14 protein-coding genes are annotated in these 10,968 nt (G+C 58.3%); 10 read left to right on the forward strand and 4 right to left on the reverse strand.

The features are described from left to right. Positions 1-147 precede the first annotated feature (147 nt). The 10 genes from ED655_RS08760 (at position 148) to ED655_RS08805 (ending at position 7,193) form a co-directional block, all read left to right on the forward strand. Complete coding sequence (locus tag ED655_RS08760; protein WP_122049856.1) at positions 148-738, forward strand: 3'-5' exonuclease; 591 nt, start codon at positions 148-150, stop codon at positions 736-738. After that, on the forward strand, positions 735-878 hold the full coding sequence (locus tag ED655_RS15540) for a hypothetical protein (RefSeq protein ID WP_162993451.1): 144 nt from the start codon (positions 735-737) through the stop codon (positions 876-878). The genes ED655_RS08760 and ED655_RS15540 overlap by 4 nt, the downstream gene beginning before the upstream one ends. 208 nt (positions 879-1,086) lie before the next feature. Beyond that, entirely contained in the window at positions 1,087-1,893 is an 807-nt protein-coding gene (locus tag ED655_RS08770) for a hypothetical protein (RefSeq protein WP_122049858.1), read from the forward strand. Next, entirely contained in the window at positions 1,890-2,237 is a 348-nt protein-coding gene (locus tag ED655_RS08775) for a FliH/SctL family protein (RefSeq protein WP_122049859.1), read from the forward strand. The genes ED655_RS08770 and ED655_RS08775 overlap by 4 nt, the downstream gene beginning before the upstream one ends. Further along, on the forward strand, positions 2,230-2,736 hold the full coding sequence (locus ED655_RS08780; RefSeq protein WP_122049860.1) for a DNA N-6-adenine-methyltransferase: 507 nt from the start codon (positions 2,230-2,232) through the stop codon (positions 2,734-2,736). Before ED655_RS08775 ends, ED655_RS08780 begins: the two co-directional genes overlap by 8 nt. Further along, complete coding sequence (locus ED655_RS08785; RefSeq protein WP_062164645.1) at positions 2,733-2,990, forward strand: helix-turn-helix domain-containing protein; 258 nt, start codon at positions 2,733-2,735, stop codon at positions 2,988-2,990. Before ED655_RS08780 ends, ED655_RS08785 begins: the two co-directional genes overlap by 4 nt. 186 nt (positions 2,991-3,176) lie before the next feature. Beyond that, positions 3,177-4,349 carry a tyrosine-type recombinase/integrase gene (locus ED655_RS08790; RefSeq protein WP_122049861.1) on the forward strand — a complete coding sequence of 391 codons (1,173 nt, stop codon included), beginning with the start codon at positions 3,177-3,179 and terminating at the stop codon, positions 4,347-4,349. A gap of 168 nt (positions 4,350-4,517) precedes the next feature. After that, a complete protein-coding gene (locus ED655_RS15545) occupies positions 4,518-4,679 on the forward strand; it encodes a hypothetical protein (protein ID WP_162993452.1) in 162 nt (53 codons plus the stop codon). Between the two features lie 1,684 nt (positions 4,680-6,363). Beyond that, on the forward strand, positions 6,364-6,495 hold the full coding sequence (locus ED655_RS15985; protein WP_255345446.1) for a hypothetical protein: 132 nt from the start codon (positions 6,364-6,366) through the stop codon (positions 6,493-6,495). Positions 6,496-7,007: 512 nt separating this feature from the next. After that, positions 7,008-7,193 (forward strand): hypothetical protein, encoded by a 186-nt coding sequence (locus tag ED655_RS08805; RefSeq protein WP_122049864.1) that lies wholly within the window; start codon positions 7,008-7,010, stop codon positions 7,191-7,193. Between the two features lie 800 nt (positions 7,194-7,993). Here the strand turns inward: ED655_RS08805 and ED655_RS08810 are convergent. The 4 genes from ED655_RS08810 to ED655_RS08825 all read right to left on the reverse strand — a co-directional run bounded on the left by ED655_RS08810 (position 7,994) and on the right by ED655_RS08825 (position 10,720). Further along, positions 7,994-8,710 (reverse strand): hypothetical protein, encoded by a 717-nt coding sequence (locus ED655_RS08810; protein ID WP_162993453.1) that lies wholly within the window; start codon positions 8,708-8,710, stop codon positions 7,994-7,996. 363 nt (positions 8,711-9,073) lie between these two features. Further along, positions 9,074-9,343 carry a hypothetical protein gene (locus ED655_RS08815; RefSeq protein ID WP_162993454.1) on the reverse strand — a complete coding sequence of 90 codons (270 nt, stop codon included), beginning with the start codon at positions 9,341-9,343 and terminating at the stop codon, positions 9,074-9,076. Positions 9,344-9,497: 154 nt separating this feature from the next. Beyond that, on the reverse strand, positions 9,498-10,424 hold the full coding sequence (locus ED655_RS08820; RefSeq protein ID WP_122049867.1) for a hypothetical protein: 927 nt from the start codon (positions 10,422-10,424) through the stop codon (positions 9,498-9,500). After that, the gene (locus tag ED655_RS08825) at positions 10,421-10,720 is read right to left on the reverse strand and encodes a hypothetical protein (RefSeq protein WP_122049868.1); all 300 of its coding nucleotides are present in this window, start codon (positions 10,718-10,720) and stop codon (positions 10,421-10,423) included. The genes ED655_RS08820 and ED655_RS08825 overlap by 4 nt, the downstream gene beginning before the upstream one ends. Positions 10,721-10,968 lie beyond the last annotated feature (248 nt).

Raw genomic sequence — 10,968 nt, forward strand, 5'->3', positions numbered from 1 at the left:
GCGCCGGGACGACGAGAACGACGCACAGGATACCGCTGCGCCGACGATCCGGGTTGAGGCGGAAGCGCCTTCCAAGCTCGACGCGCTTGAGCATGACGATGATGGGGTAGTTCTGGAGGAAACAGGTGGATTGGAAGAGGCCGCAGCATGAGCATCCTCTTTTTCGATACCGAAACCACAGGCCTGCCGAATTATGGCCTCCCCACCAATCACGAGGACCAGCCGCATGTCGTTCAGCTTGCGGCCATCATCACGGATGAGCGAGGCGAAGAGCAGGCGCAGTTGAGCGTCATCATCAAGCCTGACGGATGGATTATCCCTGAAGGTGCAACCAGGGTGCATGGCATCACGACAGAGAAGGCGAGCCGATACGGTATCCGCGAAGTGGTCGCAGCTGGGGCAATGTATGATCTGTGCTGCGCTGCCGAAACGATCGTAGCGCACAACATCAAGTTTGACCGGCAGATTGTCGGCACGATGTTTGCGCGCGCCGGGCGTGGCTGGAAGCTGCCCGAGCGGCAGGTCTGCACGATGATGAACGCGTCACCGATCGTGAACCTGCCTCCAACCGAGCGAATGATTGCTGCAGGGTATGGCGACAAGCCCAAGGTGCCGAGCCTGGCCGAGTGCATCCGCCATTTCTACGGCGAAGAACTGGACGGCGCTCATGATGCGCTGGTCGATGTTCGGGCCTGCAAGCGGATCTATTTTGAGATGCTCGAACAGGTGCCCGCATGACTGACCCGGGCGACGAGGAAATAGCGGACCGCCTGACGAGAGAGCAGGCGGCACAGGATACAATACGCGACCGGATAGCGGCGCAGGGACAAGCGCAGGAGGCCGTGAAGGGCCGGAGCGCAGGGGAGAGACGGGGATGAGTGACGATAGTGCTCAGGACGGCGGTCGCCGCCCGGAGAGCGACAAATGGTCCCTCGGGCTAAATGTTTCGAGAACTCCCGACAATCTCGTACGCCTTACGATATTCAGCACAGACGGGTGGAGGGGCATTGATCTTCACCCCGACCTCGCTCGCTGGATCGCCGAGGAACTCGTCAGTGTCGCGTCTCGGTGTGAAGGAACCACCCCATGACCCGCGAACAGAAGCCGGAGAGCGCGGACTTTCGGACGCGGGAGGCGCAGCTTGCGTCTCATTTCGGTCCGCATTTCTTGGCCGATTTCACCGAGGAAGGCTTGCGTAAGGAGCTTATCGAAGCCGAGGCCCGGGGTGCGGCAGAGCAGCGCCGGAAGGATGCGGAGGGGATGGAGCAGCCGACCTGCTATGTAAACGCAGCTCGTTTGCGGTGGCACCTATCACATGGCGGGTCTTACATGACCACCATATCAGCAGAGCCAGTCAAAGCGTCGGTTCCGCATCACAACCTGCAGGATGGGCTTTATCTTCGCCCCGCCAACGTCGCCGCGCTTGGTGCATCGTTTGCGTGGCTGGTCGAGGATATGCGCAAGAAAGATCAGAGTGCCCCACCTTTGGCGCGCTTTGACATGCTCTTTGGCAACGATGAAGTCTCAATCTCCGAGGCGCGGGAGAGGCTTGAAGCTCTGGGCATCGAAAGCCTCTACATCACAGACGATTGGGAAGACGCAACCGAAGGGAATGAGCTTTCTCGCGCAGATGTTGAGACGCTTCCTCCGCTTCACGAGGATGAGCAGAAAGCCGGTTGGAAGTTGGCCAGCGCTTGGGATACCGAGGACGGGACAGTCATTCGTCATTACGTCCGACCGTTGCGCACCTCGGACCAAGGCACCGCCAACGTCGCCGCGCTTGAGGCTCGGGTGAAGGAGTTGGAGGCCCAGCTTGGCGCGATGAAGAGCGGCACCATTCGGCAGGTAATCCACTCTCCGTTACGCCACTTCAAGCCGGAGGACCGGTCATGAGCCTAGACTACGAAGCCGGGTTTCGTGCCGGTAAGCGGGACGCGCGCAAGGCGATGGAGCGCCGGATAGCCGAGGTTGTGGCAGCAGAGCGGGAGAAGAGCGAGGCACTGATCCGCTCTCTCGCAACAGGTTACGAGCGTATGAGGCGTGTTCTGGTCAATATGTCTGCAACGTCAGGCCCAGATACTGGCTGGTATCGTCGTCAAGCCGATCAAGGGGTTTCCAGCGTTCCTGGCATTTGGGACATTGCGCGGAACCCCGTGGAAGCAAATCCGGGCGAATGCGCATGGATCAACCGCGATGGATCAATGGCAGCCATCCGCGAGGGAGGCGAGCATGGGTGAGACGGTCCGTTTCCTCAAGCCAGGTCGGTCAGACGAGCACTATACCCCGCCATGCGTTTTTGCTGCGATGGGGGTCGAATTCGATCTTGATCCGGCCCAACCGGAACAAGGGCGCGCGTTCCTGAGCGTCCCGGCCCATAGCTTTTTCACCAAGGCGGAAAATGGCCTGGCGCAAGACTGGTGCGGTTTCGTGTGGATGAACCCGCCGTTTGGTGGTCGCAATGGTGTCGTGCCGTGGCTATCGCGCTTCGTGGCGCATGGCAACGGCGTGGCCCTGGTTTCCGCCCTAACCTCGTCCGGTTGGTTCCATGAGTTCGCCCCGAAGATGGATGCGATGCTGTTTCCCGCTGGGAAAACGAAATTCATCCAGCCTGACGGCAATATCGCGAGCAGCCCGCCGATGGGCGTGGTTCTCATGGCGATCGGCGTGCGTGGAGTAGAGGCGCTGACCAACGCTGCGAATGCCGGCTATGGCTTGATGGTAAGGAGAGCAGCATGACTGACCCCACCCCCTTCAACCGCCTCCTGGGCGAGCGGGTGCGGCGCATGATCGTCGCACAAGGTCGGTCGCAAGAGAGCGTAGCCGTGGAAGCAGGAATTTCCACGAGCACGCTCGGCTTTCTGATCAAGGGCCAGAACAGCACCATCAACACGGTCCTAAGCGTCATGGCCGCGCTCAAGGCCCCACCCGAGGTCATGGCTGCGATCTATGCCGACTTTGTGGAGCATCGGAAGGAGAGGGCGGATGGGTGAGGGAATGCCTGAGGTGTTGGTCGTCCGCGATGTTCTCGACCGGCTCAAGGGGCGGATTGGACGATGCAAGCTCATGGAGCATCTGCGTGATACACCTGAATTCGCAGGCGGTCCCACGCATCGAAGATGGCCGGGCCGGATCGTGTTTTTGCCCGATGATATCAACCGCCTTTTGCTGAGTCTGGAATGTCCCTCAAAGTCGTCTCACGCGCCGGTACGGACCGGCTCTACCTGCGCGGAACCGTCCGAGGACAAAGCGTTTTCGAGAGCGCAGGCACTTCTGACCCCCAAAAAGCCGAAGCCTACCGGGCCAAACGCGAAGCGGAACTCTGGACGGAGAGCGTCTATGGCAAGCGTGCAGTCGTCACGTTCGCCCACGCCCTGACGGCATATCTTGAAGCTGAGGAACGGTCTGAGACTACCAAGGCTCACTTGAGGCGTTTGCTCGATCATTTCGGGACGACGCGCCTGAGCGACATAAATCAGGCCGCCGTTGATAAGGCGTATGGCCGCATCCTGACTTCTGGCCGGGGTGCGAGCCCGGCGACGAAGCTGCGCGGCGTCCTGACCCCTCTCAAAGCCGTGCTGGAGTTTGCCGCTCGACGGCAATGGTGCGAACGTCCGGCGTTTGAACGTCCGAAAGTCGCAGCGTCTCGCACGATCTACCTGCGGCCGGCTGAGGTCGATGCGCTGATCGATGCGGCAGCCGATCACCTCAAGCCGCTCTTGATCTTCCTGGCCGGTACTGGCGTCCGAATGTCGGAGGCGCTGGACCTGGAATGGCGCCACGTTGATCTCAAGGGGGCGCGGGCGGTGGTCTGGCAGAAGCAGGGCACGGAACGGCACGTCGATCTGCCTGCGGTGGTGGTGACGGCGTTGGATGCGCTCGAACATCGTGAGGGCCATGTGTTCCGCCCGGTGCGGGCCAGGCGTCCTGCAGGAGCGCGGTCGGGCAAGGAAGTGGGGGAGCGGTATCACAACAACGGGCGAACGAGTGGCGGCCAGATCAAGAACGGATGGGCCAGAGCCTGCCGTGATGCTGAATTGCCCGGCCACTGGCGCGAGTGGATACCGAAGGGCACGAATCAGACAAAGCGGGTCTGGGTGCCAGAGGTGACGCCACACGATCTGCGGCACACCTGGGCGACGTGGCATTACTGCCTGCATCGTGACTTATTGGCATTGAGGGAAGATGGGGGATGGAGCACGATCACAATGGTGACGCGCTACGCCAAGAAGATGCCGGATGCTTATGCGCCGGAAATCAGGGCGTGGCTGGACGGAAAAACGCAGGGTGTGCAAAATCCGTGCAGCGATAGTTCGGACAACGAGAAAGTGGCAGTATTCCGCCGTTTTTGACGGGGCGGTTTCGGCCTTCACACGGCAGGGGTCACAGGTTCAATCCCTGTCGCACCCACCATCCTCACCCGCAGAAAACTGCCGTTTCTCGAAGATTAACCACTCCGGGCCTTCGCCCGTTTAGGTGCATTCGGGTACGTTCTGAGCCGAGTCATATCGTGTCAAGCTGTGCCAGAACCGTGCCACTTCTCGCGAGTCGTTTCCCCTTGTACTGACCCGGCAGATCGTGCGATTCTGCGTCTGCGTCTGCGTCTGCGTCTGCGTCTGCGTCTGCGTCTGCGTCTGCGTCTGCGTCTGCGTCTGCGTCTGCGTCTGCGTGGGTCGTCATGATGGCGGTCCTAACGACATCTTGCCAGTCGTTGCACCTGACGAAACGAAAGCGGAAGCATCTCTCTCGCCGTCGCGTCGAGTCCTACTAGGCGGGGAAGAACTGAGGACCAGCCGCCGTCAGCTTTTCCTTATCGTCTAACCGATAGGACAGCGGATTTTGATTCCGCCGATCTTGGTTCGAACCTACGCGTGGAAGCCATACAATCTCTGGCTATATCCGAACAGTCAGGCATGTGATTACCTGCCCGATCGTGGGATTCTGTGGGGGGCTGCGGCGGTGTGGATGGACAGGCGGGAGAGGGTGCTTCCTAAGCGAGATCATGCGGCTCACCTGCCCAGAGCATGCATGTCAGACGATTATTCGGTGGGCAGGCCCCATCGGCTCGTGAGAGTCCGTCAGCGACAGCCAGTATCGAGCTCGGCACGCAGCAATTATCGTGGTGATAGGTTGAGGCGGCTTTCGACCCGCCCTTTGCTTGTCCAGGCGGTCTTAATCGACTCCCGCTATTGTTCGCTTTTTTGTTCTATCTCATGGTAAAGCTTACCCTTGCCTCCGAAGAAGGCATGACGTTCGCAATCCGTATGTCTATCTCGCTCGACTACCGCAGCAGGTCGAGGGCCTGTGCTTAGGTGATCGGTCTCGTCGCTGCTGTGACAGGTGTGCCATCAGCGATGGAGGCGGTTGCCGTAGCCAATGGTTCATTAATTAGCAGGGCAGAGATAGGGACGCAGATTCAGCCCCTCTAAGTCGTCACATGCGATCAGCGCGATTGCGATGTCGATGCCGGTCATGGGTGTGCCACGGGGATGTGCGTTCGGATCGTCACGACTGCAGCCGGTGTGGCAGTGATCACAACCCATCCAATCGTTGCGCACAAGGTGAGCTTACCCAGGATTTTGTCGAGCTTCGCATTGGTGGCACTCTGTTCCACCCTCACTGTATGCATTTCCGGGCCGAGGCCACGCAACTCGAACATCACTCGCCATGAGTGATGAAATCGACATCACCCGTTACAGCGCTGACCCGAGAGAGGTACCGCCACGACCCACGTGCATACACTGCCAGGTTCGGCTGGTTGCTGTTATTTGGGTTTCGGTAGCAGGAATATCCTACCGTGTTCGGTGGCGGCAGCGTTTTGATTGCGGCTACGCGATGAAACTTTGGTACGTAGTAGCCACCCGTGATCGTGCCGCCAGAGGGCAGGAGATAGGTCCGAGATGTCTGGGTTTGGATAAGATATCCAGAGAGGGCGTTGCCGAGATTGATATAAATCGGGGAACTCTGCGTCCCGACGCTGCGCCCGTAGCTGTAAAGCTCGACCGGCGCGGCTGCCTGCCGAGCAGAAGCATCTGCGAAAGGGGATGACAAATGACGGGACAGCAACGATCCGGTTGAGCGATGGGCCTACTCGCTGCCTCTCCGAAAAGGGTGTTACGGGATTGGCCGTCTGAGACTGCGCGAACGCAGCGCCAGGAATCACGAACGGCAGAATGAATGGAAGCCGACGCATGGGGGATATCGAACTGATTTTCCCGTCCGGTCATTGCTGGCGGGTCGTATGCTTTTTGCACCGCGAACGGACCCTTGGCACAACGAAAAAGCCGCCTGGTGAGAGAGTGTCGGTTGATTAGGGAACCCCTGGGCTTCAATTTACCTGGGTCATCTCACCTCTGGAAAACGACGATGACAAACAAGCCGAACCCAGCCAAGCCGGGGAGCGACGAGCCGTTTGAGCCGTATCCCGACACAAGCCCGCAGCAGGACGACGCGCCTGAGCATCCGGATCATCCCGAGGACGGAGGAAAGCCCAAATGATGTCAAAGCCAACGCCTTCATACGATCCCAGCCATCCGGCCCCAAAGCCCAAGCCGGGGGAAAATGCCCCCCTTCCGGACGCGCCTGAAAATCCGACAAACTGATCCCAAAACGAAAAACGCCCCCGCCGATGACACCGGGGCGAATATCTACCGCAAACACTTCACGGCAGCGTGAATGGCGGCGCAGAGCGTTTCAAAACCACCCCTACTACGCATCCTCAGTCAACCCTGGGGCTGCTATGGTCGCATGTGCGGCAAGTTATCCACTGACGAACACAGCGCTCAATCCGTTACGAACGCAGTCGGACAATCGCTCTTAACGAACGGTCGTTGATCTGGCTCCGGGCGTATATCTATACTTCCTCAATCGCCTGCGAGAGTATCACTTTTCGATGTTTTTCGTATGAAGGCGCAATGCATGTAACCCCGTCGTGCTGGAAGCGGATCACGAGTGGGGCTGGACATGGAAGTCAGCCAAGGCGCACTGTTTGATTTTCACCGGAGTAACCTATGTCATACCGATCAATCGACGACGAAGACGGCATTAACTCAGAGGTCCATCAGTTGGTCTCCGAACTCCAGCAAGACGCAGAACGGCTGAATATTGCGGTCGATCAGTCTGACGCTACCACTGAAATCAAGCATCTGGTTGCAGCACTGGCTGACAAAATCAACGGACTGGCGTCGCTGATGTGATACCAGCACGTGAACCCGAGACCGGGCGGGGTGATGGAATGGAGATGTGACAGATAGAGTGCTGACCCTTCATGATCCGACCAAGGCCATATGAAGGCCTAATCTCTCCCAACTGCGCTCTCCGGCGATCATGTAGAGTGCTTTTGAGCAATACCGAGGTGAGATAAATCCGGAAACACGTGAGATGATTGAACGCTCTCTGGAAGAGTCATTTGGGGGGCGCTGACAGGATAAACACTCAGTTCAGGGAATTCGAGTGGTGGGAGCTTCCGAGAAATGGGGTTAGCAGATCGAGAATGAGGGCAGGCGCCTCGCTGAACGTCTGAAATCTGTCCAACATGGCGGTGGAGGTGGGGATAATGGCAGTATGAACCACATAGCCCCGCGCGTCTCTGTCCTGGAGCATAGCGCCAAGGATACGGCTGAAATTTTCAGAAGAGTTTCAGGCGGAACTCCTCGCCATGCGCAAGGATATGAACGCGAATTTCGAAGCGGTCGGGCGGGAAGGCTTGAAAATGGCCCTATGGCTGCCTTGTGCGGATGTTGCAGCTTTTCCAGCATTATCCAGGCTCATGGCGCACGGTTTTCACTGGGTCAGATAATCTCGCCGCCTGACCATCCTCATCACTGCCGCAGCGTGCTGTGTCTGGGAGTATTTCTGGGTGAGGAGGGACGCTTTGAGCGGCCCTGATCGTGCCGGGGCTCTTTGGTCTGGTTTGAGAGGGGTTCATACAATGATCAGGAGCACTTCGATCCCCCTTAAGCGATCGCGTTGATGCTTCTAGTGGCTTACCTATCTTTTACTCCATATGTGATCCACGGTCGACGTGCAGCCCACATGGACTGCGCATTTGGCAGTCAACGCCTACGCGATTGAAGTTGATCAAGGTGTTATCCAGATGGGTCAACGTGGCATCCTGAGTGTTGCCCATACGGCTGATCATGCGGCGAGTTACCAATTGCTCTGCGCCATTTGTCAGAAGCCCAACAAACACTCCATTTTCAATCAATCCTACATCCATAGCCGCCAGCTTGAGAGCGGCCCCCTGCGCTACGCCGGCTAAGCGCGTTGTCGTCATGGGATCGAAGTTGGTATCCGAGCCACGCGCCTTCCCCAAATCAATACGAGAGGCAAGGCACACGTCGTCACGCAGATCCTGCAATGGCTTGGATTGTTCTGGTGTCACGCTATCTGCAAGCGCCTTTCCGGTTTGTTCTTCTTCTTTTTCAATGGCGTCGAGGAACCCAGCAAGTTTACTCAGCTGCACATTCCCCTGGACATCCGCAAGTTTGCGACCCTGTGGATAGCGCATCGCATCTATTGGCCTCGACACTTCTTCATAGTGCTCAAGGTGGATTTTGAACCCGAACGCTCCGGCGTCGATCTGATCGGCGAGCGTCGGTTTCAAGTCGAGCGACTGCGATGCTACCGCTTGTCTATTCTTCGCATTGCCGCGAGCCTTGAGAGAGATCACGTCACCCAGATATTTCCGTGCATTCCACAGATTGTCAGGCAATGCGGTCCCGTTCTCTGCTGTGACAGCGTGGAAGGACACGCTGAAGCGTTGTTGACGGCAGGCCGGTCCGGGTCTGTCCCAAGGGTGGACATCAAGTGGAGCGGACTAATTGGTGTTCGAAGCGTAGAGCGGGATTCCTGACCAATCCCTCACAAGCCGGTATCAAGCCCGGCTCGCAGCATTTGTCGTTTGGAGTTAATGGGGCGTGCACTCTCAAGACCCGACATCTCCAGTAAATCTCACATAATTGAGTGACGTCGATTTTTCGATTGCTGATGGGCCGGATATTCTCTCTCCCGAGTTGTGGCGCTAAGCGTCCGCCCACAGCGAATCAATTGGCGCTTTGGTGGCGATCTTTCAGCTTCAGGCCTGCGGCACAGCAATACCCGAGCGCCAGAGCAGTTCGCGCAGGAGGGAGTTCTGCTGGCGCAGTTCCTCGATGAGGTGGAGGTTTCCTTCTTCACGTTGCTCGAGTTTGTCCACGCGGGCGTTCAGTCGAGCAAGATCTTCGCGTTGCGAAGCGATGGTGCTGCGAGCATTGGAAGCCCCAAACCCGATAAGCCATCTTATTGTGAAAAGAATACCTCCAACGACGGCAGCCCACCATGGTTGGGGTTGATAGGCCTCGTTCATGAGGAAGCATCCACTGTTGAGGGCAGGCCGCATGTTCCGCAAGGCTCAGCTTGTGTTGTCACGAATGAGAGGCGTAGGAACTGAGTGCCAGGGGCAGACGGAACGAACGCTCCGTGACCGAGAGGTTCAACCAGCCGTTTTGCGGCTAACGTGATCAGATTGGAGATCCCAACCCAACCCATCGCCATGCACCCAGAGCATATACGGCAAGGTTACCCTTGTTTTGATTATTGGCATCCCAGTAGCAGGCCAGCGCCATACCCGATGGGGTAGGGAGTGCTCGAAGTTCGGCCTGCGTGTAGCATGTCGGGAGATAATAGCCGCCCTTGATGGGGCCGCTGACACTCCCCCCTATGACGGGCAGATAAGTACGGGCCGCTTCGTCCCTGTCGAGTTTGGGTGCTACCGCAGCAGAGACAGAAGCAGGCGTAGCGTAGCTGTGCGAGGCGGAATCGGTCGTAAGATAAGCGCTCAGGATGTCAGAGAGGCTGGACTTGCTCACGCTCGACCCTTGAAGCGCAGTGATCTGATCTGCATGGCTGTTTTCAACCTGGGTTGCACGTGCCTGTTCACCCGCGACGGCTGAGGACAACGTAGTCGCCGTCGCGTAGCGTGAATCAGCGTCTTTCGTCATCAGATATCCAGACAGGATGTCGGACAAACTCTCGGGGCTGACCGACTTCGCCTGCATGTCCGAAATGCGATTGCCTAAAACCTCTTCAGCGGCGGTTGCCCGGTCGCTCTCGGTCTTTACCGCCTCAGCAATGGCGGAGGACGAGGCATAACGTGAGGCGGCCTGCGACACAGTGAGATAGGGCGAAAGTGCCACGCCGAGATCGGGCTTGCTGACAGATTGCAGAGCCAGGCCGTCCAGAGCCTTCTGGTTCTGGGCAATTGCAGTGTTCATCGTTCTGAGCGTTACGGCGGGTGTGCCATCAGCCAGGCGTTCCGTGCCAATGGCGGTGTCGGGGGACAGGCCATTCGGCGCGATGAAAGGAGGTGCCGCAAGACATGCTTCGCCCCAGAATGCGACGCTTAGGGCAAGAGCGACGCGCGCGGTTTCATTGATCTTGCGTGTCATGTCGGGTCTCCTATGCGTGTGGGGATACCTGCGTTGTTGAACCAGCCTCCTGCATCAGTATCGGGCTCGGTAGGGAGAGCCTTCAGCCAGGCATCCATCGTGTTATCGGTCACGACAGGGAGCGGTGCGCCGGGGGACGGAGGCGCGCTCGCCGGGAAAAGAGAGGGGCGGGTGCCGATGCATATCCTGGCGTCGACCTGCAGGCTCGCACCAAGGCTGGTCAGGGCGCATACCGTTACAGTTTGCAGGCCCGGCACGGTCCATTGCAGCCAGGCAGTCGCGATTGTTCCAAACAAGCTGGAGACCCGCAAAAACCGGTAGCGTTTGGACGGCTATGGTGATTCATTGAAGTTACGCGATCACGGAGGCCTACTATGGATCCCAAGTCCCTGTTCAGTTTGAGCGATCACCTTGATGCATTGAGCAAGGATGGCGATCCGCTTGAGGTTTTGCAGGAGACGGTGGATTTCGAGTATTTCCGTGCGTGGCTGGTCGAAGGGCTTGGCTATGGCGATGGGAGCAAAGGCGGCCGGCCACCATTCGA

The sequence above is a fragment of the Asaia bogorensis genome, assembly GCF_900465345.1.
GTDB classification, from domain to species: domain Bacteria; phylum Pseudomonadota; class Alphaproteobacteria; order Acetobacterales; family Acetobacteraceae; genus Asaia; species Asaia bogorensis_A.

Excerpts from the sequence above, each read along its gene's own strand:
- ED655_RS08790 (WP_122049861.1), top strand. The coding sequence starts at position 3,177 with ATGTCCCTCAAAGTCGTCTCACGCGCCGGTACGGACCGGCTCTACCTG.
- ED655_RS08815 (WP_162993454.1), bottom strand. The coding sequence starts at position 9,343 with ATGAACGAGGCCTATCAACCCCAACCATGGTGGGCTGCCGTCGTTGGA.
- ED655_RS15540 (WP_162993451.1), top strand. The coding sequence starts at position 735 with ATGACTGACCCGGGCGACGAGGAAATAGCGGACCGCCTGACGAGAGAG.
- ED655_RS08760 (WP_122049856.1), top strand. The coding sequence starts at position 148 with ATGAGCATCCTCTTTTTCGATACCGAAACCACAGGCCTGCCGAATTAT.
- ED655_RS15985 (WP_255345446.1), top strand. The coding sequence starts at position 6,364 with ATGACAAACAAGCCGAACCCAGCCAAGCCGGGGAGCGACGAGCCGTTT.
- ED655_RS08805 (WP_122049864.1), top strand. The coding sequence starts at position 7,008 with ATGTCATACCGATCAATCGACGACGAAGACGGCATTAACTCAGAGGTC.
- ED655_RS08770 (WP_122049858.1), top strand. The coding sequence starts at position 1,087 with ATGACCCGCGAACAGAAGCCGGAGAGCGCGGACTTTCGGACGCGGGAG.
- ED655_RS08820 (WP_122049867.1), bottom strand. The coding sequence starts at position 10,424 with ATGACACGCAAGATCAATGAAACCGCGCGCGTCGCTCTTGCCCTAAGC.
- ED655_RS08785 (WP_062164645.1), top strand. The coding sequence starts at position 2,733 with ATGACTGACCCCACCCCCTTCAACCGCCTCCTGGGCGAGCGGGTGCGG.
- ED655_RS08775 (WP_122049859.1), top strand. The coding sequence starts at position 1,890 with ATGAGCCTAGACTACGAAGCCGGGTTTCGTGCCGGTAAGCGGGACGCG.
- ED655_RS08780 (WP_122049860.1), top strand. The coding sequence starts at position 2,230 with ATGGGTGAGACGGTCCGTTTCCTCAAGCCAGGTCGGTCAGACGAGCAC.